Origin of the sequence: Lawsonibacter sp. JLR.KK007 (assembly GCF_036941135.1) — a bacterium.
Lineage (GTDB): Bacteria > Bacillota > Clostridia > Oscillospirales > Oscillospiraceae > Lawsonibacter.
The window spans coordinates 142,998-167,963 of the sequence record NZ_JAYWSY010000003.1; the positions used below are offsets into that span (position 1 = coordinate 142,998).

At 58.1% G+C, this 24,966-nt stretch carries 31 protein-coding genes; 12 read left to right on the forward strand and 19 right to left on the reverse strand.

Annotation, left to right across the window (positions count from 1 at the left end; all coding sequences use genetic code 11):
* The first annotated feature begins 32 nt into the window (after positions 1-32).
* The 5 genes from VV088_RS18890 to VV088_RS18910 all read left to right on the forward strand — a co-directional run bounded on the left by VV088_RS18890 (position 33) and on the right by VV088_RS18910 (position 3,778).
* Positions 33-593 carry a rubrerythrin family protein gene (locus tag VV088_RS18890; protein WP_334602212.1) on the forward strand — a complete coding sequence of 187 codons (561 nt, stop codon included), beginning with the start codon at positions 33-35 and terminating at the stop codon, positions 591-593.
* A 105-nt stretch (positions 594-698) separates the two neighbouring features.
* Positions 699-1,337, forward strand: coding sequence for a Crp/Fnr family transcriptional regulator (locus VV088_RS18895; RefSeq protein ID WP_334602213.1), 639 nt, complete (start codon positions 699-701; stop codon positions 1,335-1,337).
* Positions 1,338-1,357: 20 nt separating this feature from the next.
* Entirely contained in the window at positions 1,358-2,431 is a 1,074-nt protein-coding gene (locus tag VV088_RS18900) for an ABC transporter substrate-binding protein (protein ID WP_334602214.1), read from the forward strand.
* Positions 2,418-3,200 carry an ABC transporter permease gene (locus tag VV088_RS18905; protein WP_334602215.1) on the forward strand — a complete coding sequence of 261 codons (783 nt, stop codon included), beginning with the start codon at positions 2,418-2,420 and terminating at the stop codon, positions 3,198-3,200. The genes VV088_RS18900 and VV088_RS18905 overlap by 14 nt, the downstream gene beginning before the upstream one ends.
* Positions 3,197-3,778, forward strand: coding sequence for an ATP-binding cassette domain-containing protein (locus VV088_RS18910; RefSeq protein ID WP_334602216.1), 582 nt, complete (start codon positions 3,197-3,199; stop codon positions 3,776-3,778). Before VV088_RS18905 ends, VV088_RS18910 begins: the two co-directional genes overlap by 4 nt.
* A 41-nt stretch (positions 3,779-3,819) precedes the next feature.
* Here VV088_RS18910 and nrdG read toward each other — a convergent pair whose 3' ends face one another.
* From nrdG to nrdD, 3 genes are all read right to left on the reverse strand, one after another.
* Entirely contained in the window at positions 3,820-4,341 is a 522-nt protein-coding gene (nrdG, locus tag VV088_RS18915) for an anaerobic ribonucleoside-triphosphate reductase activating protein (RefSeq protein ID WP_334602217.1), read from the reverse strand.
* Between the two features lie 10 nt (positions 4,342-4,351).
* Complete coding sequence (locus VV088_RS18920; RefSeq protein ID WP_334602218.1) at positions 4,352-4,867, reverse strand: YcxB family protein; 516 nt, start codon at positions 4,865-4,867, stop codon at positions 4,352-4,354.
* Between the two features lie 62 nt (positions 4,868-4,929).
* The gene (gene nrdD, locus VV088_RS18925; RefSeq protein WP_334602220.1) at positions 4,930-7,056 is read right to left on the reverse strand and encodes an anaerobic ribonucleoside-triphosphate reductase; all 2,127 of its coding nucleotides are present in this window, start codon (positions 7,054-7,056) and stop codon (positions 4,930-4,932) included.
* 266 nt (positions 7,057-7,322) lie between these two features.
* On the opposite strand from nrdD, the gene mnmA reads away from it, so the two are divergent.
* Together mnmA and VV088_RS18935 are read left to right on the forward strand one after the other, a co-directional pair.
* Positions 7,323-8,420: a tRNA 2-thiouridine(34) synthase MnmA gene (gene mnmA, locus VV088_RS18930; RefSeq protein ID WP_334602221.1), complete on the forward strand. Its 1,098-nt coding sequence runs from the start codon at positions 7,323-7,325 to the stop codon at positions 8,418-8,420.
* Complete coding sequence (locus tag VV088_RS18935) at positions 8,410-8,754, forward strand: hypothetical protein (protein ID WP_334602222.1); 345 nt, start codon at positions 8,410-8,412, stop codon at positions 8,752-8,754. Before mnmA ends, VV088_RS18935 begins: the two co-directional genes overlap by 11 nt.
* 122 nt (positions 8,755-8,876) lie before the next feature.
* Here VV088_RS18935 and VV088_RS18940 read toward each other — a convergent pair whose 3' ends face one another.
* Positions 8,877-9,917: an IS30 family transposase gene (locus VV088_RS18940; protein ID WP_334602224.1), complete on the reverse strand. Its 1,041-nt coding sequence runs from the start codon at positions 9,915-9,917 to the stop codon at positions 8,877-8,879.
* 105 nt (positions 9,918-10,022) lie between these two features.
* Complete coding sequence (locus VV088_RS18945) at positions 10,023-10,232, reverse strand: helix-turn-helix domain-containing protein (RefSeq protein ID WP_334602861.1); 210 nt, start codon at positions 10,230-10,232, stop codon at positions 10,023-10,025.
* A 161-nt stretch (positions 10,233-10,393) separates the two neighbouring features.
* On the opposite strand from VV088_RS18945, the gene VV088_RS18950 reads away from it, so the two are divergent.
* On the forward strand, positions 10,394-11,788 hold the full coding sequence (locus tag VV088_RS18950; RefSeq protein WP_334599763.1) for an IS5 family transposase: 1,395 nt from the start codon (positions 10,394-10,396) through the stop codon (positions 11,786-11,788).
* A gap of 166 nt (positions 11,789-11,954) precedes the next feature.
* Positions 11,955-12,641: a hypothetical protein gene (locus tag VV088_RS18955; protein ID WP_334602225.1), complete on the forward strand. Its 687-nt coding sequence runs from the start codon at positions 11,955-11,957 to the stop codon at positions 12,639-12,641.
* A gap of 185 nt (positions 12,642-12,826) precedes the next feature.
* Here VV088_RS18955 and VV088_RS18960 read toward each other — a convergent pair whose 3' ends face one another.
* Positions 12,827-13,150, reverse strand: a complete 324-nt coding sequence (locus VV088_RS18960) for a hypothetical protein (protein ID WP_334602226.1) — start codon at positions 13,148-13,150, stop codon at positions 12,827-12,829.
* Positions 13,150-13,398: a hypothetical protein gene (locus VV088_RS18965; protein ID WP_334602227.1), complete on the reverse strand. Its 249-nt coding sequence runs from the start codon at positions 13,396-13,398 to the stop codon at positions 13,150-13,152. Before VV088_RS18965 ends, VV088_RS18960 begins: the two co-directional genes overlap by 1 nt.
* Positions 13,399-13,678: 280 nt before the next feature.
* On the opposite strand from VV088_RS18965, the gene VV088_RS18970 reads away from it, so the two are divergent.
* The 3 genes from VV088_RS18970 to VV088_RS18980 all read left to right on the forward strand — a co-directional run bounded on the left by VV088_RS18970 (position 13,679) and on the right by VV088_RS18980 (position 14,967).
* Positions 13,679-14,128, forward strand: a complete 450-nt coding sequence (locus VV088_RS18970) for a hypothetical protein (RefSeq protein WP_325307807.1) — start codon at positions 13,679-13,681, stop codon at positions 14,126-14,128.
* A gap of 183 nt (positions 14,129-14,311) precedes the next feature.
* On the forward strand, positions 14,312-14,638 hold the full coding sequence (locus VV088_RS18975; RefSeq protein ID WP_325307808.1) for a hypothetical protein: 327 nt from the start codon (positions 14,312-14,314) through the stop codon (positions 14,636-14,638).
* A 62-nt stretch (positions 14,639-14,700) separates the two neighbouring features.
* Positions 14,701-14,967 (forward strand): hypothetical protein, encoded by a 267-nt coding sequence (locus VV088_RS18980; protein WP_334602230.1) that lies wholly within the window; start codon positions 14,701-14,703, stop codon positions 14,965-14,967.
* 94 nt (positions 14,968-15,061) lie between these two features.
* Here VV088_RS18980 and VV088_RS18985 read toward each other — a convergent pair whose 3' ends face one another.
* From VV088_RS18985 to VV088_RS19040, 12 genes are all read right to left on the reverse strand, one after another.
* A complete protein-coding gene (locus VV088_RS18985; RefSeq protein WP_334602231.1) occupies positions 15,062-15,703 on the reverse strand; it encodes a phage holin, LLH family in 642 nt (213 codons plus the stop codon).
* A 22-nt stretch (positions 15,704-15,725) separates the two neighbouring features.
* Entirely contained in the window at positions 15,726-17,042 is a 1,317-nt protein-coding gene (locus VV088_RS18990) for a phage tail tip lysozyme (RefSeq protein ID WP_334602232.1), read from the reverse strand.
* The gene (locus tag VV088_RS18995) at positions 17,036-17,455 is read right to left on the reverse strand and encodes a hypothetical protein (protein WP_160573300.1); all 420 of its coding nucleotides are present in this window, start codon (positions 17,453-17,455) and stop codon (positions 17,036-17,038) included. The genes VV088_RS18990 and VV088_RS18995 overlap by 7 nt, the downstream gene beginning before the upstream one ends.
* 13 nt (positions 17,456-17,468) lie before the next feature.
* Positions 17,469-17,816, reverse strand: a complete 348-nt coding sequence (locus VV088_RS19000) for a hypothetical protein (protein WP_325219818.1) — start codon at positions 17,814-17,816, stop codon at positions 17,469-17,471.
* 65 nt (positions 17,817-17,881) lie between these two features.
* Positions 17,882-18,367 carry a putative ABC transporter permease gene (locus VV088_RS19005; RefSeq protein ID WP_334602233.1) on the reverse strand — a complete coding sequence of 162 codons (486 nt, stop codon included), beginning with the start codon at positions 18,365-18,367 and terminating at the stop codon, positions 17,882-17,884.
* A complete protein-coding gene (locus VV088_RS19010) occupies positions 18,364-18,849 on the reverse strand; it encodes a DUF4376 domain-containing protein (RefSeq protein WP_334602234.1) in 486 nt (161 codons plus the stop codon). Before VV088_RS19010 ends, VV088_RS19005 begins: the two co-directional genes overlap by 4 nt.
* Complete coding sequence (locus tag VV088_RS19015; protein ID WP_334602235.1) at positions 18,849-20,708, reverse strand: DUF6273 domain-containing protein; 1,860 nt, start codon at positions 20,706-20,708, stop codon at positions 18,849-18,851. The genes VV088_RS19010 and VV088_RS19015 overlap by 1 nt, the downstream gene beginning before the upstream one ends.
* Positions 20,709-20,713: 5 nt before the next feature.
* Entirely contained in the window at positions 20,714-21,913 is a 1,200-nt protein-coding gene (locus VV088_RS19020) for a reverse transcriptase/maturase family protein (RefSeq protein WP_334602236.1), read from the reverse strand.
* Between the two features lie 54 nt (positions 21,914-21,967).
* Entirely contained in the window at positions 21,968-22,252 is a 285-nt protein-coding gene (locus VV088_RS19025) for a DUF6273 domain-containing protein (protein WP_160573251.1), read from the reverse strand.
* Between the two features lie 27 nt (positions 22,253-22,279).
* The gene (locus VV088_RS19030; protein WP_334602237.1) at positions 22,280-22,897 is read right to left on the reverse strand and encodes a four helix bundle protein; all 618 of its coding nucleotides are present in this window, start codon (positions 22,895-22,897) and stop codon (positions 22,280-22,282) included.
* A 243-nt stretch (positions 22,898-23,140) separates the two neighbouring features.
* Positions 23,141-23,872, reverse strand: coding sequence for a hypothetical protein (locus VV088_RS19035; RefSeq protein ID WP_334602238.1), 732 nt, complete (start codon positions 23,870-23,872; stop codon positions 23,141-23,143).
* Positions 23,869-24,966, reverse strand: a complete 1,098-nt coding sequence (locus VV088_RS19040; protein WP_334602239.1) for a phage tail protein I — start codon at positions 24,964-24,966, stop codon at positions 23,869-23,871. The genes VV088_RS19035 and VV088_RS19040 overlap by 4 nt, the downstream gene beginning before the upstream one ends.

A 24,966-nucleotide genomic window follows, 5' to 3' on the forward strand; every position in this document is an offset into this window, starting at 1 on the left:
TGCCGCTATATTCAAAACAGGAGGAAACAGACATGGACATCAAAAACACGAAAACTGCGGAAAATCTCCGCAAGGCCCTGGCGGGGGAATCCATCGCCCGCAACAAGTACACCTACTTTGCCATGGCCGCCCGGGCCAACGGGGACGAGGAGGCGGCCGCCGCCTTTGAGCAGATGGCAAAAAACGAGATGATGCACGCCAAGTTCTGGTTCGAGCTGCTCTACGGCAAGCCAACCGACACCGTCGGGTGCCTGACCCAGGCCGCCATGGGGGAGTACAGCGAGTGGCACGACATGTACCCCGGCTTCGCCGCCCAGGCCAGGGCCGAGGGGCTGGAGGACGTCGCCGTCATGTTCGAAAAGGTGGCCGACATTGAGCGCAGCCATGAGAACCGCTTTATGACCCTGCTGGCCAAACTGGCCCAGGCCGCTCCGGAGCAGGCTCCCGCCCCGGCCCAGGAGAAGCCCGCCCCCCGGCAGAAGAAGACCGGCTACCGCTGTCAGTTCTGCGGTGCGGTGTTTGAGGAACGGCCTGACCTGTGTGATGTGTGCCAGGCCATCGGCGCCTTTGAGCTGGTGGACTACTACGAATAGGAAACACAAAACCCCGGCAGTTTTTGGACTGCCGGGGTTGACTTTTTCCTGCTCCTCTTGTATAATCCAAACCGTCTCAAATAAGACAGTTTGGAGGCGACAGCCTTGCCGCTCACAGAGGAAGAGACTGCCCTGCTGTCCGCCTGCCCCCTGTTCCGGGGGACGGAGAAGGGTCTTCTGCGCCAGCTGGCGGAGGAGGCGGAGCGGACGGAGTTTTCGTCCGGACAGGTGGTGTATAGTCCCCGGCACTTCCGCCGTAGCCTGGGGGTGGTGCTGTCCGGGCAGCTCCAGGTGACCAAAGGGACGCTGGCGGTCAGCGCGCTGGAGCCGGGGGACCTGTTCGGTGCGGCCGCCCTGTACAGCGGCGAGCGGGAATTTGCCTCCACCATCACCGCCAAAGGGGCCAGCCGGTGCCTGATGCTGGACCAGCAGCTGATGGACCGGCTCCTGGCTGAACACAGCCAGATCCGGGAAAACTATCTGCGCTACCTGACTGGACGCATCCGCTTCCTCTCCGGACGGCTTCAGACCCTGGCCCAGCCGGGGGTGGAGGGCAAGCTGGCCCGCTACCTGCTGGCCGGCGGGGACAGCTCCTGCCCAGCCACCCAGCTGTGCCAGCGGCTGGGGGTGAGCCGGGCCTCCCTCTACCGGGCCTTCTCCGCCCTGGAGGACAGCGGCCTCATCCTCCGGCAGGGCAAGACCATCACCATTGTTGATCCTGCGGGACTGGAGACAGTCCTGTGAACAAGAAAGGAAGATTTGCCATGAAACGTACCTTGTCACTTTTGCTCACCGCCGCCCTGGCCCTGTCTCTGCTGGCGGGCTGCGGGCCCAAGACCCCTGCCGGGACCTCCAGCTCCGCCGCTCCCGGCTCCAGCTCCAGCCAGCCGGACGGCTCCGACCAGGACAGCAGCCAGTCCACCCCGGAGGTAGACGCCCCGGTCATCAAGTTTATGGCCCTCTCCGGCCCCACCGGGGTGGGGGCCTCCTGGCTGATGGAATACTACTCCGCCGAAAACGCCTTTACGGATATGCCCTTCATCCTGGACAGCACCATCGTCACGGACAACACCGAGGTCCAGGCCGCGCTGAACAACAAGACTGTGGATGTCGCCGCCATCGCCACCAATGCCGCCGCCGTTCTGTCCGCCAAGAACCCCGACTCCATCCAGGTGCTGGCTGTCAACACCCTGGGGGTGCTCTACATTCTGGAGAAGGGGGACACCGTCCACTCCATGGCCGACCTGAAGGGCAAGACCCTGTACTGCCCCTCCAACACCAAGGGGGCCAACCCGGAGCACATCCTGAACCACCTGCTGACCGGCAATGGGGTGGACCCCTCCGACGTAAATATTGAGTGGCTCACCCCCCAGGAGATCACCGCCAAGATCACCTCCTCTGACGCGGGGATCTGTATGCTCCCCGTTCCCGCCGCCACCGCCCTGATGGTTCAGGACAGCGCTGTGCGGGAGGCCGTTTCCCTGACCGACGCCTGGAGGGACCTGGAGGGCTCCGAGCTGCCCATGGGCTGTGTTGTGGCCCGCACCGAGTTCATTGAGAAGAGCGACCCTGCTTTGATTGCGGCCTTCATCGATCTGTACAGAGACTCCATTTCCTTCATGGAGGGTCCGGACGCGGGCTCTCTGGCGGTGGAGCTGGGCATCCTGCCCAACGAGAAGGTGGCAGAGAAGGCCATCCCCCAGTGCGCCCTCACCCTTATTATCGGGCAGGAGATGAAGGACATGCTGGAGGACTACTACTCCATCCTCTTCCAGGCGGCCCCGGAATCCATTGGCGGCGGCCTGCCCTACGACTCCTTCTACTATGGGGTGGGCTAAGCCCCTGAAAAAGCTGTTATACGCCCTGCCGGCCCCCGCCTTCTGGCTGGGGGTCTGGCAGGTCTGCGCCCTTTTGGTGGACCGCCGCGTGAACGGACGGGGCAACGAGCTGCTGCTCCCCTATCCCGCCTCCGTCTGGACCGCCCTGACCGCGATGGCGGGGACGGGGGAGTTCTGGGGGGCCGTGCTGACCTCCCTGGGCCGCATCGCCTTGGGCCTGGTCTGGGGAGCCGCCTTGGGAGCCCTGCTGGCGGTGCTGACCTGCGCCTCCCCCTGGGCGGACCGGCTGCTCTCCCCCGCCATCCGGGTGGTGCGGGCCGCGCCGGTGGCATCCTTCATTCTGCTGGTGCTGCTGTGGACGGGACGGAACAACGTCCCGGCGGTGATCTCCGCCCTGATGGTGATGCCTGTGGTGTGGGACCATCTGGCCCGAGGCATCCAGGCGGTCGACCAAAAGCTGCTGGAGCTGGCCAGAGTCTGCCGCTTCTCCCGCTGGAAAACGGTCCGTCTCCTGTATCTGCCCTCCCTGGGGCCTTACATCCTGTCCGCCCTCACCACCGCCACCGGTCTGGCCTGGAAGTCCGGGGTGGCCGCCGAGGTGCTCTGCCTGCCGGAGCCCTCCCTGGGCCAGCAGATCTATTACACCAAGTATTATCTGGACATCCCTGAGCTTTTCGCCTGGACGGCGGTGACCGTGGCCCTGAGCATGGTGCTGGAGCGCATCCTCCGCACCTGTCTGGCCCGATGGGGAAGGGGGTGGGGCGCGTGACCGTCTGCAGGAGCCTCACTGTCTCCTTCGGGGACAGGGCGGTCCTGGACCGCTTCTCCCTGACCCTGCCGGACAGCGGCGTCACCGCCCTCAGCGGACCCTCCGGCTGCGGGAAAACCACCCTGCTCCGGGTGCTGGCCGGACTTCAGCCCCTTCAGGGCGGCACAGTGGAGGGGCTCGCCCCCCAGGAGACCGCCCTCCTCTTTCAGGACGACCGCCTGCTCCCCTGGCGGACGGTGGAGCAGCACCTCACCGACGTCCTTCCCCAGGATCGCCGGGACGCGGTCCCCGGCCTTCTGGCGCTGGCCGAGCTGACCGGTGAGGAGAGGACCCGGCCCGCCGCCCTGTCCGGGGGCATGGGCCGCCGCTTGGCTTTGGCCCGCTGTCTGGCCCTCCCCGCCCGGCTCTATCTGCTGGATGAGCCCTTCGCCGGAGTGGACCTCCCCCGTGCCCTGCGCATCCTGGAGCGGCTGAAGACCCTTCCCGCCCCCGTCCTGCTGATCAGCCACGAGGAGGCCGTCCTGTCCTGCGCGGACCGGGTGATCCGGCTGGACGGTCCGCCGCTGCATCAGCAATAAAAGAGCGCAGATTCCCACGACGTGGAATCTGCGCTCTCTTTTTATTGCATATATTCCTCCGCCAGCCGGACCTCTCCAGCCTGGAGGGAGGCGGGCACGTCGATGATCCGCTGGTTGTGGGAGCCCCGGAACCGCAAGCCCAGGTCCTTCTTCGCCAGAACGAAGGGGCCGTCCACCAGCACGTCCAGCCCCTCCAGCAGGGTCCGGCTGTGGGTTCCCACCTGGTTGCCGGCCAGTTCCTCGAAGAGGTAACCGGTGTAGCACCAGACGGTTTTTCCGGGCAGCTCCCTGCGCGCCCGGCGGACCAGCTCCAGCACGGCCCGCTGGTTGTCCGGCTCAAAGGGCTCGCCCCCCAGCAGGGACAGCCCCCGGATGTGGTCTGGGGCCAGGAAGGTGAGGATCTGCTGGATCTCCGCCTCCCCAAAGGGGACGCCGTAGGAAAAATCCCAGGTCTCCGGGTTGAAGCACCCCTCGCACCGGTGGCTGCACCCGGACACAAACAGGGATACCCGCACCCCGGGTCCGTTGGCCACGTCTACCTTTTTAATATCGGCGTAGTTCATAATGCTCTCCTTAGCGCATGATTTTCAGCTTGGGGCATCTCTCTTTCAGAAAGGGCAAAAAGCTCTCCCGCTGTTCCGGGGTGAGGCAGTCCTTAAATACCAGGAAAAACTGCCGGGATTTGCTCATCACAAAAAAGAGATTAGGGGTGGAGGCCGCTACGGACAGGCTCTCATAGCGGAGGGAGGCCTCTCCGTGAATCGTCAGATTGCGCAGGACTACGCCGTCTGCTGTGAAAAAGCTCTCGTAGCGGGTGACCCCTTCCGGGGAATTCTCCCGCATCCGGGCGAGCTGATTCTTGATATACCGTCTTTGGATCAGGCGGGGGAACAGAAAAACGAATGCCGCTAAGAACAGATACAGCCCCCCGTCAAACCAGTCCCTCGCAATGAGGGCCAGCAAGGCGCATCCGGCAATGACCGCCACAGCAATCCATCTGACCCAGTCCAGCCGGGTGCGGAATAGATATTTCTGCACCTCTTGCAGGGCCACTTTGTCCATAACACCGGTTGTCCGGTATTGATCCATTTCAGGTCATCTCCTTGAATAAAGTAGGGGGCGGCCTCTGTGCCGCCCCTACAGAAAAACGATTACAGATGCAGCACCCGCGCCTTGATCTCCTTGGTCTTGCCCACATTCCAGAAGTTTTCTCCCAGATACCCGCAGGTCCGGCGGGTGACGTTCATCTTGGACTGGTCGGTGTTATGGCAGACAGGACACTCCCACTGGAACTCCTCGTTGATCTCGATCTCCCCGTCGAAGCCGCAGCACTGGCAGTAGTCGCTCTTGGTGTTGAACTCGGCGTACTGGATGTTGTCGTAAATGAACCGGACTACGTCCTTCAGCGCCTCCAGATTGTGGCGCAGATTGGGGATCTCCACATAGGAGATGCAGCCGCCGGTGGAGATTTTTTGGAACTGGCTCTCAAAGGTGAACTTGTCGAAGGCGTCGATCTTCTCCCGCACATCCACGTGGTAGCTGTTGGTGTAGTATCCCTTGTCGGTGACGTCAGGGATGGTCCCAAAGCGTTCCTTGTCAATGCGGGCGAAGCGGTAACACAGGCTCTCGGCAGGGGTGCCGTAGAGGGCGAAGCCGATGTTGGTCTCCGCCTTCCAGTCATCGCAGGCACGGCGCAGCCGGTTCATCACCGCCAGAGCGAACTCGCTGCCCCCCTCCTGGGTGTGACTGACCCCCTTCACCAGCTTGGTCACCTCATACAGGCCGATGTAGCCCAGCGAGATGGAGGAGTAGCCCCCGTAGAGCAGAGGCTCGATGGAGGCCCCCTTGGGCAGGCGGGCGATGGCGCCGTACTGCCAGTGGATGGGGGAGGAGTCGGAGCGCACCTGCTTCAGGGCGTTGTGGCGGCACATAATGGCCTCGAAGCACAGGTCCAGCCGCTCCTCCAGCAGCGCCCAGAATGCTTCCTCGTCGCCATTGGCGAGGATGCCGATCTGGGGCAGATTGAGGGAGACCACCCCCTGGTTGAACCGGCCCTCGAACTTGTAGTTTCCGTCCCCGTCCTTCCAGGGGGCCAGGAAGGACCGGCAGCCCATGGGGGAGAAGACGTTGCCCTGGTAGTTCTCCCGCATCTTCTTGGCGGAGATATAGTCGGGATACATCCGCTTGGCGGAGCACTTCACGGCCAGCTCGGTGAGGTAGTCGTAGGCGCCCCCCTTCAGGCAGTTGTGCTCGTCCAGCACGTAGACCAGCTTGGGGAAGGCGGGGGTGATGAACACGCCCTTCTCGTTCTTGATGCCCTCCAGCCGCTGGCGGAGGACCTCCTCAATGATCATGGCGTTCTCCTCGATGTAGGGGTCGCCTTCCTGAAGGTTGAGGAACAGGGTGACGAAGGGGGACTGGCCGTTGGTGGTCATCAGGGTGTTGATCTGGTACTGGAGGGTCTGCACCCCGTTTTTCAGCTCGCACTTGAGCTGGTCCATCACCAGCCGCTCCATGGTGGACTCGTCCACCTTTCCGGCGCACTCATAGGCGATATGGGCCCTGAATTTCTCCCGGCTGCGGCGCAGGTATTTGCCCAGGTGGCGCAGGTCCACCGACTGGCCGCCGTACTGGTTGGAGGCCACGCAGGCGATGATCTGGGTGGTGATGGTGCAGGCCACCTGGAAGGTCTTGGGGCTTTCGATGAGCTTGCCGTTCATCACGGTGCCGTTTTCCAGCATGTCCCCGATGTTGATCAGGCAGCAGTTGAAGATGGGCTGGATGAAGTAGTCGGCGTCGTGGAAGTGGATGGCTCCCTCGTCGTGGGCCTTGGAGATGTGCTCGGGCAAAAGAATACGCCGGGTCAGGTCCCGGCTCACCTCTCCGGCGATGTAATCCCGCTGGGTGGCGGCGATCATGGTGTTTTTATTGGAGTTCTCCTCGGCCAGCTCCTTGTTTTCGTTGCGCAGCAGGGCCAGGATGGATTCGTCGGTGGTATTGGCCTTCCGGACCAGCGCCCGGTTGTAGCGGTAGATGATATAGGTCTTGGCCAGGTGGAACTTGTTCCGGGCCACCAGCCCCTGCTCCACCAGGTCCTGGATGTCCTCCACCAGCATGCGGGGGCGCTTCTGGCCCTCGATGCCGTCGATGATGGCGTCGATGTCCGCCCGGCACATCCGCTCCGCTTCAGGGACTTCAGCGTTGGCCTTTTCAATCGCGGTGACAATTTTGCTGCGGTCGTAGTCCACACTGGAGCCGTCCCGTTTAATAACCTTCATTCCTGTTCTCCTCTCATTGGTGAGGACCTTCTGCGGACCTCCGTCCTCTTTCGCGGGGCCCCGATTCAAAAGTCCAAGTGCGATTATAGCACACCCCTCCCGCTTTGTCCACTACATGTTGTGGCGTTTTTCCGATGCCCGAGGGTGTGAATACAAGATGTATTAACACCCGACAATCCAGTCTTTCCAGGGGTTCCGGTTGCCATCAGGGGAAAAATGTGGTATACTTTGGGAGTAATTTCAGCAAAATGCCCATGGAGGTCTCTATGGATCAAAAGACTGCCGCCGCCATGAGCGGAGGCGTGGACAGCTCCGCCGCCGCCCTGCTCCTCCAGCGGGAGGGACATGATGTGGTGGGCGTTACCCTGAAGCTGGTGGACAACACCCTGGCCGGCCTGGAGGGGGAAAGCGCCTGCTGCTCCCTGGACGACGTGGAGGACGCCCGCTCCGCCGCCTGCCGCCTGGGGATTCCCCACTATGTATTCAATCTGACGGACTGCTTCCGGAGGGATGTGGTGGAGCCCTTTATCCGCGCTTACGAGCTGGGCCAGACCCCCAACCCCTGCATCGAGTGCAACCGGCGGCTGAAATTCGGCGCGCTGCTCCGCCGGGCGGACGAGCTGGGCTGGGGCAAAATCGCCACCGGCCACTACGCCCGCCTGGACCGGGACGCCGGGTCCGGCCGCTGGCTGCTGAAAAAGGCGGCCCACCTGGACAAGGACCAGAGCTACGTACTGGCCGTCCTTGACCAGGAGCAGCTGTCCCGGGCCCTGTTCCCTCTGGGGGAGCTGTCCAAGGAAGAGGTGCGGGAGATCGCCGCAGAGGCCGGCCTGCTCAACGCCCGCAAGGGGGACAGCCAGGACATCTGCTTTGTACCCGACGGGGACTACGGCGCCTTTATCCGCCGCCGAACCGGGACGGACTATCCGGCGGGTCCCTTCCTGTATGAGGACGGGACCCCGCTGGGCCGGCACAGGGGGATCGTACACTACACCGTGGGCCAGCGCCGGGGACTGGGGGTGTCCTCCGAGTGGGGACGGCTCTATGTGAAGGAGATCCGCCCCCGAGACAACACGGTGGTCCTGTCGGGCAGTGGCAGCCTCTTTGCCCGCACCCTCACCGCCGGCCGGCTGAACCTGATCCCCTGCGCCCGGCTGGACGGCCCTGTCCGGCTCCGGGCCAAGATTCGCTACCGCATGGCGGAGCAGCCCTGCACCGTGGAGCAGACCGGAGAGGATGCCATCCGCCTCACCTTCGACCAGCCCCAGCGGGCCATCACCCCCGGCCAGACCGTGGTCCTCTACGATGGCGATCTGGTGGTGGGGGCGGCAGTTATCACACAAGGAGGCCAACATGGCGGGTAAAAGGAACAAAAAGCGGCCGCACAGCCGCACAGTGGAGCTGAAACGACAGGTCGAACAGGAGAAGCTGGCCAGCGAGAAGGATCGGGCCAAAAAGCGGATGGACCCCACCGCCCGCCTGCTGCTGTACGGCGATCTGGTGTTTCTGGCCCTCTTCTCCTTTCTGGAGTATAAAGGACTGATTTCCGACCTGGCCAGCGGGCTGTGCACCATCATCGGCGTGATCCTGCTGGTGATCGCCCTGTGGCTGCAATTTGGGCGGAAACGGGATGAGAGCGGCTTTGGAAAAGGACCAAGGCGCCAGAAGTCAAGAATAAATTGCAGTAAATTGGAATAATCAGCACAGCGCACAAAATCCCCCTGCCTGTTTTATGCTATTTGACGGCAAAAAGCGCATAAAAACCTAAACGGGTGGGTCTTGCTCACTCGTTTAGAACGTTTGTATTCAGTTCCACGCGGTCAAGCCGCCTGTAGTTCTTCGTCAAATAGATCGGCTGCGGATTTCCAGCCCAGCAGCTTACGCGGGTATCTGTTCACCCATTCTTCCGCCGCCGCCACTTGTTCTTTTGTCACTTCGTCAAAGTTGGTTCCTTTGGGGAACCAGCGCCGGATCAGCCTGTTCATATTTTCGTTGCTTCCGCGTTCATACGCGGAATACGGGTGGCAGAAGAAAACGATCGTCCGCTTCCCCTTCCGGCGGTGTGCGATCTCTATCCCCTCAAAGTCCTGGAACTCGCTGCCGTTATCCACAGTAATACTTTTGAACAGGGTATAGAACAGCTTCCCGAATTTCCGTTCCAGGCGGTTTATAGCCTTTACCACGCTGGCCGCCGTGTGGTCTTCTACCAGTGTAATAATTCCCATGCGGGTTCTCCGTTCCGTCAGCACCAGCAGCGCTTGTTTTGATCCCTTGCACCCCATAACGCTGTCCATTTCCCAATGCCCAAACTTTTCCCGGCTCCCGATCTCTTTCGGGCGTTTCTCTATGCTTGTCCCGCGTGGCGCTCTTGCGGCCTGCTTTTTGCTTTTCTCCGCATAGTGCCGCCGCCCCTTTTCGTAAAGGTGCTTTTCGTTCAGAACAAGAAACACGTCCCCCCGGTAAATGTAGTTATATAGCGTCTTTTCGCTTATTTCCGTGCTGTATTCTTCCGTGCCGTTCTTTATGTACGCCAAGGCCGCGCCGGGGGAAAACTGCTGCTCCACGATCAGTTCTTCCAGCTTCTTTACCAGCGCGTGATCGTGTCCGATTTTCAGATCCGGCCCCTTTTCGGCCAGAAACTCCCTGTATTTCCTGTGCGCCACTTCCGGGCAGTAAATCACAACTTTTTCCAGGTCTGTTGTAAGCTGTTCGCATAACCCCCGGTTGATTTCATAGTAAATTGACCGTTCGCACTTCCCCAGGGCTTTTGCAATTTCCGGTTTCTTGAAGCCCTCTTTTATCATCCGCGCCAGTGTCAGCCTGTCATTCCAGGAAAAATGCGTTGCTCCTTCGTGATTCATAGAAGCGCCCCCTTTCCCGCAAATAATAAACTGGAATATATGATAAAGTCAATAGCCCAGACGTTGTAAAACGATAATTGCCGTAGGCCACAGCCTACGGCAACTTTATTTTTCTTCTTCCTCTGTTTCCCCTACCAGCCAATCCGTTGTAACCCCCAGCGCCCCGGCGATCGCCCGCAATTCAAAATCCTGCACCATTCGCAAGCCGTTTTCAATCCTGGATATGCAATCCCGTTCAATGATCACGCCGCTTACCTGCACCCGCGCCGCCAGATCGGATTGTGTACACCGCTGGCGCGTCCGGGCCTGCCTGATTCTTTCGCCTGATACGTTCCGCTGCCCGTTGTAATTAGGGCCTGCTTCGTAACCTCAAACTGCTTAGAAGACAAGCAATATGGGATGAAATATGGTAGAATAGGTGCAAGGGAATTGGGAAAAAGCAAGGAAAAAGCGTGCACTTATAGGGGGCGGAGTGGATGTATAAGGACAACAGTCAGCTTCGGATGGAAGATTTCATCTTTCCATATGGGAAACTGGACCCAGAAAACGATTGGGTGAAACTGGCGGCGCTGGTTCCGTGGGAGATAGCGGAGGAGCGGTATGCAGCGCGATTCGTGAACAATGGTCACCCGGCCCATCCGGCACGGATGGCATTAGGGGCGCTGCTGATTCAGCGGCGGCTGAAATGCAGCGACCAATGGCTGGTGAAGCACATTGGAGAAAACCCGTATCTGCAATATTTCATCGGCATGAAGGAGTACGGGCCGTGTCCGTTCGGGGCGTCCACGCTGGTGGCGTTCCGGAAACGGTTCAGCGAGGAGGACCTGGCAGCAATTCTGGAGGCGTCTGTCCCAAAAGCGGAGACAGGGAAACAGGATGACTCGGATGACGGGAACGATCCGCCTAACAGCGGGACACTGATTCTGGACGCCACATGCTGCCCCGCGGACATCGCCTATCCTCAGGACATCGATTTACTCAACCAAGTGCGGGAGAAAGCGGAGAAAACGGTGGACGAGCTGTGTAAAGCGGCAGGACAGAAGAAGCCCCGGATGTACCGCAAGCGCGCCCGGAAGGACTATCTCCGTCTGTCCAAAAGCAAGAAGCGCAGTGGGAACGCAATCCGTTCCGCGATACGCAAACAGCTGCAATACATCCGCCGGGATATCAGGTACATAGCTGAATTGGTTCAAAAAGGTGCAAAATTGTCTTCAAAGCAGGCGGACCGCCTGAATATCATGACTACTGTCTACGAGCAGCAGCGCCTCATGTTTGAATCCGGGACCCACAGCATTCCCCGGCGCATCGTCAGTCTGGCCCAGCCCTGGGTCCGGCCCATCGTTCGGGGAAAAGCCCACGCCAATACCGAGTTTGGCTCAAAACTGCATATCAGTCTGGTGGATGGCTATGCCAGGATCGAACGGCTGGACTTCGAGCCCTTCAACGAATCGGAAGACCTCTGGCGGGCGGTGGCTCGGTACCGGGAGCGCTATGGCTGTTACCCGGAACGTATCCTGGCGGACAAAATCTACCGCAGCCGCCAGACACTGGCTTTTTGCAAAGAGCTTGGTATTCGTCTGTCCGGTCCGGCCCTGGGAAAGCCGCCAAAAGCTCCCGGCCTGTCCCGTCAAGCAAAGAAACTGGAGTATCAGGACAACTGCGACCGCAATGCTGTGGAGGGTGTTTTTGGGACGGTCAAGACCGCTTACGGCCTGGACCGCGTCATGGCACGCCTACAGGAAACCGCTGTCTGTGTGATTGGCGTTGCACTGCTGCTCTCAAACCTTTCCTTATCCCTGAGGGCCGCTCTCGCTCTGTTTTGCCTTATGCTTCTGCTGTTTGTTTTGCTGACGTTGCGGAGCAGAGCCTAATTAAACGCTTTCACCCTTCCGCCCTCCAATTTTTTGTGGTGTATTCCAGTTTTTTGTTTGACATTACCACATTGATGCGTTATCATTGTGGCAATATCCCACTTGTGGGAATACCACACATATTTTAACCGGGATACTCCGAGTAAAGAAGGAAGGAAGATTATTTATGAAAAAGCGTATTCTGTCCCTTGTGGCCGTGCTGGCCCTGCTGCTGTCTGCCTGCGGCGGCTCCCCTGGTTCCGCAATGGCGGAAGAATTAAGCGGAAAATATGACTTTTACGAAAAATCCGCCGAAAACATCAAAAAGGGCTTTGACGTTTCGGCGGACGATGCGGATCAGATTTTCCTTGCTTTGGTTGAATGTGGCATTTCCTCTGAAATGGGCTACATTACCAAAAATTCCGATGGTTCTTTCAAGGTCTATGCTTCCGGGACTGATTACACCGTTTCCATAGACGGCAACGCCGTTTCTTCCGTCTTCCTGGGGAAAGATCAGCTTTACCCGGAATTTATCCCGCATAATGACTTGATGGACTATGAACTAACCGTAAAAGACGTTTTGAACGGCTCCGGCGATACCGTGATCGGCCAGTGTGCCTATATTCGCGCCAGCGCAAAGGAACTGGAAGAAATGACGGCGGATCACCTGCGGGAATTTGCCGAAAACCGCGTGGAAGGTTCCGGCTATAACTGGGTTTCCATCATCGTTACTGGTGGAAACGGTATCTGTTTCCCCGGCTCTGATACCACATTTGCGATATACGGAAAATTGGATGAAGAAGGTATGCTGGAAGAAACTATAGGCACTTGGACGCGGCAAAGTGACGGAAGTTATATTTATAGCGAAAACTAACAAAATCGGCCCCGGTTGCGCTTCACCGCGCCGCCGGGGCCTTTGCAGTAGTCTATTGCACCAGTTACAACAATCCCGCTGCGGCTCCATTGTAGCACACGCGGCGGGGAAATGGCGGGCAATCTTTGCCGATCGGCCCAGAAGAAGAAAACCACCAGCAGGCACGCCGCCTGCTGGTGGTTCGCTTATTTCCCTATCATAATTCCCGCCCGCTCAATTTCCAGTAGCTTTTCCATAACGCCCTGTGGCGTTATTTCTTCCGATTGAATGAAGTATGAAAGCCGCCCCGGTACAAACTCTTTTATTGTCAGTATTGCCGCGTCTTTCCCTTTGTATCTGAAATAATACCGTGTTTCCGGGCCGCCTGGCCCTTGTATGGTCAGTTCCCCATCTTCCTTTTTTGGTGTGTCGCTTCCCACGATTGCCCGCCACATCGCTTCAACGATCCTGTTTTCCTGTTTCTCCACGGCTTCCGCCAGTTTCAGCAGTTCTTCCGCCGTCTGTTCCATCACGCTTCCCCCTGTTCCAGTTTCATTTCCTCCCCCATATCCCGCGCATACTTTTCCCGAACGGCATCCGCCACATAGGCGTTAAAGGACGTATACCCGGCCCGCTCGATCGCTTCCCTCATACGTGCTTTCATGCCTTTAGGCAAGGCCAGTTCCATTCTGTCATACACCTTATCGCGGTATTTCTTCTTTGCGGCTGTAGCTGCCGCCCCCCTGGGCGTTGGATACTTCTTTTTTTCTTCTGCCATATAAAGGCCCCCTTTCCGCTGTCCCACATTATACCACATTTTTTCAAGCTACGGAAGTATAAATGTTGCACAAGTTTACGGAAGTATATTTGTGTATAATTGTATTGAAATTTGCTTGACTTTCTTTTCTTACGGAAGTATAATATAGACAGTTCAAGGGAAACACAGCGGCCCACCCGCCGGGGCGTTAAGAATACGGCGGGGGCCAACCTTACGGGCCGACACGAAAAGGGGGCCGACACGGCAAGCCATCCAAAATATTTTATAGGGGGTCTTCCTTATGTTGAATCTTGCTTCTGTCCGTACTCTTACCCGCCACGGCTACGATATGCCCGCCATCCTGGCCGCTATGAACGCCGCCGAAACTACCGGAAGTGCCGATCTGGACGGCTGGACAATCCGGTACAACGATCGCGGCGAAATGATCACCGTTCACCCCAGTTGGTGCGGGATCTATGTCGGGGACTACAGCGCCCACGTTATCTTTCAGAAGAACATTTCTTACACGTTCAGTCATTACGGCTTCATGAACGCCAAATACCGGGACTTGCCCGCCGTCCTGGAAAAGCTGGACGCGGCCAAAACAAACGGTTTTATTCTTTGTGAGTGCTGCGCCTGTGATTTCCCCCGCCGGAAGAAGCAGGTTGAAAAGCTGGGCTACACCGTCCACCGCTCCAATATTTCCGCCTGTGAAACTGATATTTCTACCTGCTGTTTCCTGATTGCCTGATCCCCGCCGCCCCGGCTCCCCGCCGGGGCTTTCTTCTTTCCTTACGGAAGTATACAAAATGCACAGAATCAGCGCCGCTTCTTTGTGCATCATTTCAGCAGAAAGCGCTTGACTTTTTATTCTTACGGAAGTATAATATAGACAGTTAAGGGAACCACACAAAAACAAACGGGGGTTACGAAAATGAAGGTAGCAGAAAAGATTCTTGAACAGCTGGGCGGGCAGAAGTTCCTTGCAATGACCGGGGCCAACCACCTTGTAGCGGACGGGAACACGCTGCGCATGGCGCTTCCCAAAAACGCCAGCAAGGCCAACCGCCTTTATATCACCCTGGACGCTACGGACACGTACACGATGCACTTTTTCAAGTACACCGCCGGGCATCTTAACAAGAAAACTTTCGCCTGGATTGAAGACAAAACGATTGAAGTTCGGACAGACAGCGGCGTTTTCTGTGATAGCTTGCAGGCCATCTTCACAGAAGTAACCGGAATGTATACGCACCTGTAAGAACCACCGCCGGGCGGCCCAGCCGCCGCCCGGCTCCATCAAAAGAAGGGAAGGGAAACACAATGAAGATCGCAGAAAATTTTGAACAGTTCATGGAGCGGGTCACAGATGCAGAAGCGGCCACGCTGAACAGCCCCGCCGGGCAGGCCCTTACAAAAGAACTTCTGCAAATGAAGCTGGCCCAGAATCCGAACATGACGGCGGAAGAATGGGCGCAAACCAAAAGTGAATTTATGGTGTTCCTGTTTTCCGCGCTGTTGAAGGAACAGCCGGAATTGATGAAGGAACTTGGCGGCCACGTCTGGAACGCCTTGCAGGAAGCCCCGTAAACCCCAGGAACGCAAAGAAGCCCGCAGAAGGTAATTACACCCCCTGCGGGCTTCCGTGCGTCCTGTCGCTGTCTATGGCCCGCCCTGCGGGCTTTTATCTGTTCGCGCCGTCCTGCTGTTCGTTCCGGGCCGCCTGGCCGCCCTCCACGATCACAACGTCAACGCCAGCCGCCGCCGCTTCCGCCGTGGCCGCGTCCACGGTTCCCACTTTCAGCCCGGCTTCATCATAGGCGTTTACGCTGCCGTCCGGGTTAGGTTCCGGCGCCCCTTCCGGCACGTTGTCCGTGGCAACCGCCACGCCGGGCGCACCCGCCACCGGGCCGGGCACGTTGATAACCACCGTGGACGCTTCCGCATACTTCCGCTGTCCGATCTCATAATAGCGGGCCGCGCTGGCCGCCTGGGCCGCTTCCTGCGTCTGCTGGGCTTCCTCCGCACCCTTCATCATGTTTTCATAGGCGGCCTGGGCAATGGCCCGCAGTTGGTCTTCTGTCACGTCCCACCCGGCTTCTTTGGCAACGGCTTTCAGCTGTTCCACAACCAGTTCCATTTTTGCCGGGCCGCTGTCCTGCTTGCGGAACTCCCGCGCCCAGACAACGAACTTGTCAGCCCACGCGGCCAGCTGCCGCAGTTTGTCCGCAACGCTTTTGGGCACGTTTGGGAAAACGAACTTGCCCAGCAGGAAGCCGCCGATCGAGATCAGCAGAAGCACCGCGTTAAAAATAATGTTTTCCATGATCTTTCCGTCCTTTCAAAAATCAGATTTTCTTACAGAAGTCCAGGGAGATCCAGCCCGCGCCGGACTTCAATTTTCCCCACGCGGAAGCGCCGGGGCCGCTGCGTACCTCCACAATGGTATAAACGCCCGGCTTTATGTACCCCTTGCGGGCCGTGTTCGTGCCCGGCCCCGTCCTGATATTCAGATCTGCCGCCGAAACGCGGACTTTGAACGGAACAGCCCACGCTTCCGGTGTCTGCGGTTTTGTGGCCGGGGTCTGCCCTGCATCAGCCGCGCCCAGCCGCTTGTTTACCTGGGCCGCAATGTCCCCCATTCGGCTATAGAGGTATTCTCCAGGGCACGCCTTGTTTGCATAGTCCCGGTGTACGGTCAGGTTGCACCCGTTCTTGTGGTTCACGCGGTCAGCCTTTTGGGTTGACCATACCAGTTTCCCGATCCCGTTCCGCCTGCAAATGTCCGCCACAAGGTCAATCAGGGCCGCATATGCCTGATCGGTCACGGCGTAAGGGTGTACGGTATCGCTGGCAACCTCGATCGTAACGGCGCGGTTGTCGTTCGCCGCGCTGGAACTGCACCAGCTGCGGTTTGCTTCCTCCACGCACAGCCCGATCTTTCCGTCCTTTGCCACAACGTAGTTGCAGGACGCTTGCCGCGCTGTGTTCTGGAATACCTCACAGCCCCTTTCCACGGTCACTTGCCCGACAAAGCAATGGATCGTGATCGTGTCGATCTTGTCCTTTCGCGGTTTATTGCAGTTTGGGGACAGCTTGGTATAGGCCACAAGGGCGCTGTTTGTGTATCCCACTTTGTTTCCCGCTCCCTTCTTTCCGTATTTGTCAAAGTATCCCTGCCCATAGGCGGCCCGGCGGGCCAGCGCTTCCGCACTTTGGTTTGCTGGGCGCTCAAATTTCAGCATGACGGCATCAGAAGCCGCCCGGACTGTCTGGGCCGTTTTCAGCGTGTTATACACCGCCGCAAAACTTTCCCGCAGTTCTTTGACCAAAAAGGCCAGCTGCGTTTCCAGATCGCCCACAGACTTCCCCGCCGCCCGCGCATAGGCCAGAAGGGCCGCTTTGCGCGTGCTGTACGTCCACTGGGCCAGCCCATACCCGGCCTTGTCCCCCGCAAAATTTGTATAAGCGCCGCTGTCCACCGCCGCCGTGTATGCGGCATCGGTATAGCCCAGCTTCTTTTCATAGGTATTTTGCAGGTTCTGCGGATTCAGCCCGCTTTCCGCATACAGATTGCCCATAAGCCCGGCAACGCCGCAAGCGTTGAAGCCTGCGGCGGTCAGGTAGTTCCAGATCCTTTCTTCATTGGTGTTCCCGGTCAGCATTGGTTGTTCTCCCTTTCTTCACGGGCCGCCCGTTCCGCTTCCCGTGCGTCCTGCCGCGCCCAGCGCCGATCCTGGCGGCGTTCCTTTGTGGTCTTGATCCAGCCCATTACCCCACCTTCCAGGCCGCACGCGCCGAAAACGCATTGTACCAGCGTATCCGGTATGCTGTCCTTTTTGATGAAGATAACCACCATTGCTACGATGAAGCACAGCAGGAACACGCCCAGCACGATCAGGATTTTATCCATAGCGCCCATGCGCTTCCCCACCGTGGCGGGCGGCTTGTCCTTCTTCTGCTGCTTCCTGCCGCCCGCCTGGGCCGCTTTCAGTTTTAGCGCCATACAAACCAGCAGGCACGCCATAACGCCGCCGAAAAAGCACAGCGCCGCCGTCATAGGGGCCGTAAGTTCCATTGCCGCCGCCCCCCTACGAAATGCCGATCCGGGACATGATGAAGACAACCACGCCGCCCAGCACGGCGGAAAGAACGTATTTTACAGCTGTGCGCCACATATCCCCGTCCCGGCTTTCTAGCTTCTTTACCCGTTCGCTGATTTCCGATTGCTCTTTCAGCGTGTTTTGCACGCTCAAATCCAACCTTTCAATCGTTGTTGTCAGGGTTGTAAGCTGCTGGACAACGATCCTGTTCACCGTGTCTTCCAGCTGTTCAATTCGCTTGTTCTGCCTGTTGTTTTCATCTTCCAGGCGTTTGTTTTCGGCTACCATGCGCCGGGCAAATTCTTCATGTTCTGCCCGTGTCAAGTTCCCTTCCATTCGGTTTTTGCCCTCCTTCCGGCGGTTCCGCCCGCAACGGGAAGCGCCGCTGCGGGCGGCTCCCGTTACTTTCCTTTGATGAAGTCAGAATAAATGCTTTTCAGCGAATAAAGCGCTGGCAATGGCGTTTTCACGTCCGGTTTCCCCGGAGGCATCAGTGACATTTCATAAAACCAGATGCACCAGCGGGCCGTATCTTCCGCCCAGATTGCAAAGGGCATCAGCATGAACCACAGCAGGCCGAACGCCGGGCAAATCTGCCCCAGCACATTCCCCGGAAGCCCGCTATAGTCCCACACGCCCAGGCCCAGCCACAGGTTAAGGACGCACCCGGAAGCAAACTCCACGGCCAGCACAACCGCCGCCCCGGCTGCCGCCTGTAGGGCAACCGGGGCGTTGTAGAATCGTGGGGCCTGGTTCAGCGCGCCCACAAGCACGCCGCACAGGCCCCCTACAATGAACATAGACGGGTGACTATAGCCGCGCCACAGCGTTTCCAGGGCCACGTAAGCGGCCCCCAGAAGTGCCCACAGGGTAATTACACGTTTCATACCGCGCCGCCCGCTTCCTGCATGATCCGGGCCATACTGGCGGCCAGATCGGCGGGCAGTTCCGCGCCGTACTCAATGGCGGCCAGTTCGTCCAGCCCGGCGCGTGCGATCCATGCGTTGACGTGGTTGCAGTATGTGCGGTGGTAGAAAACGTGGGCCGTGGCCGCTTGGGCCAGCGCCGAAAATTCCGCCGCCGTGTACATACGGCAGAGTTCCCCGTCCGCGTGGTACGGGACGGCCTGCGCCCCCGCCGCAATGGCGGCGTTCTGGGCCATCAGTTCCGTTTGATCGTGTTCGGTTAGGCTGTAGCGTGCGCCGCCCACTTCAACCCCGGCATAAATGGCGGCGGAACAGGCCGCGCCGATCTGCTGCTTCACTACGTCCCGCACCTGTTCCACATTGTTCCAGTCTTTCGGCGGCGTGATCCCCTGCTGTTTCAGCCGCAGTTCCCGCACGCTGTCTTTTCTGTGCTGCAAACTCATTATTGAAAACCTCCCTGGGCGGAAGAAATATAGCCGCCCTCACCGCTGGCCCCGCGTTCCACTTCGATCTTGAAGTTGAACGCAAAGCCGTTTTCTGCCGTGGTATTCGTGAAAACGTGGTTAGCACCCGCCCGAACTTCCGCCGTACAGTCTTCCCACACAGGGGCCGCGTCCTTTGCGTTGTTCGTCACCTTCACGCTGTATACGGCATCGGCGGGAATCTGCCCGATCACGGACATAACGCAAATTTCAATTTTCGCGTCCGCGTCCAGCGGTTCCGCCAGCGTGATAGAAGCCTTGTGGATCTCCTTGGTAAAGGTCAGCGTATGAACCGTGCTGCCCTTGCCGTCACTGGCCGTAATGGTCATGGTATGCCGTCCGTTCAGCAGGCACATAAAATATTCCCCGGTTACGGCAAAGCTGTTGTTTGCGCCTGGCTCCGGCGTAAACGTCCGCTTTGTCACCCCGTCAATGGCTTCCGTTACGGTCATGCTGTCCCCGTCCGGGTCTTCCACGCTGTAGGCAACGGAAAAGCCGCCGTCTTTCGTTCCCAGGTCAGCGCCGCTCCCCTGGGAACAGGTGATCACGGGCGCAATATTATTGTTCACGGGGCGGCTTTGGGACGTGGCATAGCCGCCGTAGGCGTTGTGGCTGTCATAGGCCCGCACCCGGTAGCACACGCTGGCCCAGCCCCGCGTTACCGTGTCCGTGTAACTCAAATTGCTGCCCCGGTATACTTCCGTCCAGGTGTCCCCGCCGTCCACCTGGCGTTCCAGGCTGTACCCAGCAAGATCCCCGTCAACGTCCGTGGCCGCGCCCCATGTGATTGTCAGCTGCTTTCCGCCTAAAACCTCATTGGGGATCGTGATGCTGGCCGGGATACCGGGGGCGTTGTTGTTAATTACTGTGATCTGGCCGCTGGTTCTGTACCCGCTGTAAAGCCCTTCGCTGTCGTAAGCCTTTACCCGGTACATAACCGTTTCCGTCCCTGCCGGGACGGTATTTGTGGTGCTGGTTCCGCTGCCCTGGTATACCTGCGTCCACTGTCCGCCGCCGTTGGTGCTGCGTTCTACCACATACCCTTCCAGATTTTTTTCCGCGTCCGTGGACGCGCCCCAGCTTACCGTAATCGTGCTTCCGCCCTGGATATTCCCCGGTACGTTGATGCTTCCGGGCGTAGTCGGGGCCGTGTTCGTGTTGATCGTGCCATCGTCAGAGGTCAAGAGGTTAGAGGGCAGGATCAAAGCGGGCCGCAGATAAAACCCGGCATAGGAACAGTAGCTGTAGCTGGCATAGCCATTGGAACTGACGAGCCAGGCGTCGGTAGAGCCGTTCAGGTCCGGAGAGCGCAACCGCCAAAGCGCGGCGCTTCCGTTGAACTTTGCGATCTTCTCACTGGTTCCGTTTCCGTCCCGGAAGTAGGCCAGTTTTGCGCCATCGTCACAAATATAACTGTTGACGTTGGATTTTGTGTAGCCCACTTCCCGATCGGACAGCAGGAAAATTTTTGTGGAAAGCCCGTTGGCCCCGCTGTTCACTGTCCCGCTCGTTCCGCTGCCGGGCCGATAGGGGATCTTTACCTGCTTGATCTGGGCCTGTATGTCTTTGTCAAACTTGGAAAGAACCGTGCTGTTAAGATAGCTGTTTACCTCGCTGTTTGCGTAGTCGTTCACGTCCGAACTGTGCCAGCGCTTGGCTTCCAGGCAGTCTTTCATCAACAACCATACGCCGTCACAGCTTGCGTCATAGAGCGTGGACGGGCGGCCCTGGTTAACCACCAGAAATTCCCGCATAGCGCCGTTAAATTTCAGCTTAACAACGCTTCCCACAGCCTTTTGACCTAATGCCACGCTTGCCATAGGGTTTATTCCTCCTTTTTGCTCCTTTGGCCGGGCTTCTTCCGGCCCTGCCGCCGCAGTTTTTTAACCATCTTCCGGGCATCGTCATATTTTGACTTGCGGATCTTCCTGCGGGCGGTCAGCCGCACGCCGATTATGGCGGATACTTCCGCCGCCATCTTCTGCCGCAATGCGTAGGTGTCCCCGTGGGCCGCGTGTGCGTCCCACGCTTTCCAGCATACCACGATCTTTTCCCGGCTGATTTTCCCCGCCGGAAAGTCTTCTTTCCAGCCCTTGATCCGGTCTTTCATCCGCCGTATGCTGTCCCGGCGTAGCTTCATGACCACCGCGCCGCCGCTGTCCAAATATGTGTGGAAGCCCAGGAAGTTGATCCCGTTCTTCAATGGGAAAATGGCCGTTTTTCCGTTTAGTTCCAGCTTCAATTCGTCCATCTTTTCCCGGATCTCCACAAGGCATTTTTTCAGATATGCCTTGTCTTCATGGATAATATAAAAATCATCCATATAGCGCCCGTAATAGCGGGCGTGTAGTGTTTCTTTCACCCAATGATCAAATTCATCAAGGTACATAAGCGCCAGCAGTTGTGAAGTCTGATACCCCAGCGGCAACCCGTCCGTGCTGTCAATGTAGGTACACATAAGGGCAAATACCCGATCGTCCGCCACTTTCCGCCGCAACTTTTCTTTCAAAATGTTGTGGTCTATGCTGGCAAAGAAGTGATTCACGTCCGCTTTCAAGATCCAGCCGTCCGCGTAGTCCCACTGTTCCGGCGGGCGCGGCGGCAAGCCTGCGGCCCTGCGTGCGGCTTCGTCATGCCCCTTCCGCTTTTGGAAGTAGTCCTGCATTTGTTCTTTTAAGCGGTTCAAGCCTACGTGCATACCCTTCCATACCTGGGAAGCGTAGCTGTCCTGTATGAAGCTGCTGGTTATGGCTTCGTACAGAATGTTATCAACTATGGCGTGCTGTACCACTTTGTCAACGAACGCGGGCGCTTGTACAAGCCTTTTCTTTGGTTCGTATACCGTGAATACCTCAAATTTCCCCGGCTTATAGGCCCCGCTTAACAGCAGACGGGACAGCCTGGCGGTACAGGCCAGCGCGTTTGCTTCATACTGGGCGGCCCCTTGTTTTTCGCGTTTGCCCTGCCGGGCGGTCTTATAGGCTGCATATAGCACCTCAAATGAGCAAAGCTGTTCATAGTTCATTCGTTACCCCTGGTAATTCGGAAGCCCGGCGCTTTGCCCGCGCCGGGCTTCCCCTCATTCCTTCCGGCGCTGCTGATAGCTGACGGCTCCAACGGCGGCCAGCGTCAACGCCTTGTGTTTATCCGTCTTCCACGCGCAGAAGTTGGACGGGATACAGTCCCCTTTGAAGATGGGGCGCGGCGTTCGGCTTATGCCTACTTGGTCTGGCGTATCCATCAAAGCGGGCCGCAGATAATACCCGGTATAGGAACAGTTGTTGTTGTTGGCATTGCCATTGGAATTGACGTTCCAGGCGTTGGTAGAGTTGTTCAGGTTCGGAGAGCGCAACCACCAATTCACGGCGTTTCCGGGCTGTACCCCAATACTTCACGGCTGCCGCCGTGCTGTATCCATTTTTGTTTTTCCGGCTGCTTCCGCCGCCATAATGTCCCGCACAAGGGCAATTATGACGGTCATTTTCTCGCGGTCTTTTTCGGCAAGGATCTTCTTTGCCCGTTCGCCGTCCTTCTTCATCCAGGCCAGACACATACGCTTCACGTCAAGGATCTTGTTTGTCCAGGTTTCAACCCTCTTTATGTCTGCGTACTTTAGTTCTTCGCTCAATGCCACAAGCTGCAACATCAGGTTACATTCATCTATCACGGCTTTAATTTCTTTCAGCCGTTCTTCCGGGCGTTCCGTGAAGATTGTTTCATTTGCGGCGTGTACCCCGCGCACGATATTCCGCGCCGCGCCCCGCAGATCGGCGATCATGCCGAAACTTTCACTTTTGGGGAAGCGCGGGCGGCCCGGCTTCTTATCCAGGCGATCCGCCGTTTTCAGCAGAAGTTCCCGCATTTCCTCTATGGTATCCGCCCGTGCAATGGTCTTCATGACCTTTGCCGCGTCCTTCGCGTCTACCTTATCGTCCGCCACGGGCCGCGTTACCTGTAGCGTGTAGCGGTATAGTTCAACGGCCTTATTGCCCAGCTTAAATTCTGCCATTGCAACCCCTTTCCGGGCAGGCTCCGAAACGGGCCGTCTGGTAGTCTTCCAGGCGGCCCGTGAATGTACAGTGATCCGGGAAAATATGCAGTTCCCCGCGTTCCCCGCTTATCGTCCAGCCGTACAGCGTGATCCCGTCCGCTTCAAGCTGTCCCGCTCCACACGGCGCGTCTAAATGCCGGAATAGATTTCCGATCAGGCAAGACAGCTGCGGCGGCGTAAGATAAAAGCGGATCGTGTCCATTAAAATTCCAGCCGCCTTTGTTCCTTGTTCCACACGCCCGTTACAACCAGCTTCGAGAGATCGTCAAAGCTGATTACAAACGGGTTGCCCTTTACTTCCGTGTTATACATCAGTTCGATCAGGGCAAGCCGCCTGTTAATATCTGCGGCGGCGTTCTGGATCGCCTGGTGTGCGTTTTCGTCCGCGTTGTGTGCGTCAATCAGCCCTTGCGCTTCCGTCAGGAACATGGGAAGAATGGTGGTGGTGCAAAGGCCCTTCACGTCCTCGCTGGTCATAAAGGCTTCTGGGGAATAGTCAATAATGACCGTGGCCCCCTCACCAATCGTAATATCCACGGGATACCGCCGCGTGTCAAGCCCCTGCTGCGAATAGGCGCTTACCCACTGGGGATAATCGCCCAGCGTGCCGTAATACAGCATTACTTCCGTGCCGTCCAGGTCTTTTGCGAATACGCCGAACTCCCTGATCCAGAAGCCCCGATCCAGGCCGCCGTTTAAGTCGCTGCGGTATTCCACCATCATGTGAACCGTGTCCCCGTCATAGGTCGGTTCTGTAGACGTGCCCGCCGCCACAGGCTCCACAAGGTCTTCCAGATCGCCGGGGAACACGTCTTCCGGGCAAACGCCCTGGCCCATCATGATCCGGGAAATTTTCAGCGGCATCTTTTCCGCAAGGATTTTTGCGATCAGCGCCCGGCCCCGCCTGGGGATAGTGCAACCGTACTGGCTCATAGTTTATTTTCCTCCTTTAGTTCTGGCAGTTTAGTTTCTGTTACCGTGGTGAACGCTCCAAAAGCCCGCGCCCGGCATACCGCCGGAATGGTGGTCAGGAAGTCTTCCAGCGCTGGCAGTCTGGTTTCCATGATAGCCGCGCCCTGTTTTGCGGCAATCGGCTGATATACCCTTAATTCGGGCTGTAGCGGGTCATACAGCGGCGGCAATGCCGTTTCCGATATAGAATGTACCCCCGCCGAAACACGGCCCAGAATCGGCGGAAACGGCGTTAATTCGGGTTCCGCCAGCGTTGGCAGGGCCGTTTCCATGATATTGTGCATGGCCGCCGAAACGCGGGCCAGAACCGCCGCCGCCGGGAAGTCCGGTTCCAGCGGCGGAAGCCGCGTAACCGCCATACCGTCCCCCAGCACAGGCGTAATGTATAGCTGCATCGGCTCCATAGCGGGTTCCAGTTCTGGCAGTTTCGTAATGGCAAGCCCCCGGCCCACGATCGGCGTAACGTATATGGTTTTTTCCATTTGCGTTTCCGTTATGATCGTGTCCAGCCAGCTTGACAGGCGCTTGACGTGCCAGATCCGCCGCTTCAAATCGTCCAGCACTTCCGGCGTTATCCCTCCCGGGAGTGGGATCGTAATGCGGAAGTGATGCGGTTCCCCCTCATAGTCGAACCACTCTTGAACCGTTCCCCCCGGAAAGAACGCCTGAATCGCCGTTTCCACGGCGTATTTTGTCCCCATGTGCTTATGTACTTTCACGCTGTCTCTCAGCGTCTGGCGCTTCACCGCCAGCGGGTCTTCGTAGCTGTACCAGTCAACGTGCATATCATAGGCCAGTATGTCCACCAGCTCTTCCGGTAGTTGGTCGATCCTGGAATAGATCAGCACGTCTTCCATGTGTCCGCTGACGGTCAGCAGTTCCGCCGTCAGGCTTTTTGCCAGCGCGATCATTTTCGGGTCATGCTGTAGGGCCGTGGGAAATATTTGCGTGAAGTCGATCTGGTAAATGTCGTTATTCATCTTGTCAACGCCAATTTGAAATTGTAAGAAAACGCCGAAGAAATTTTGTAGTTTTTCGGCGGTAAGGGGGGACAA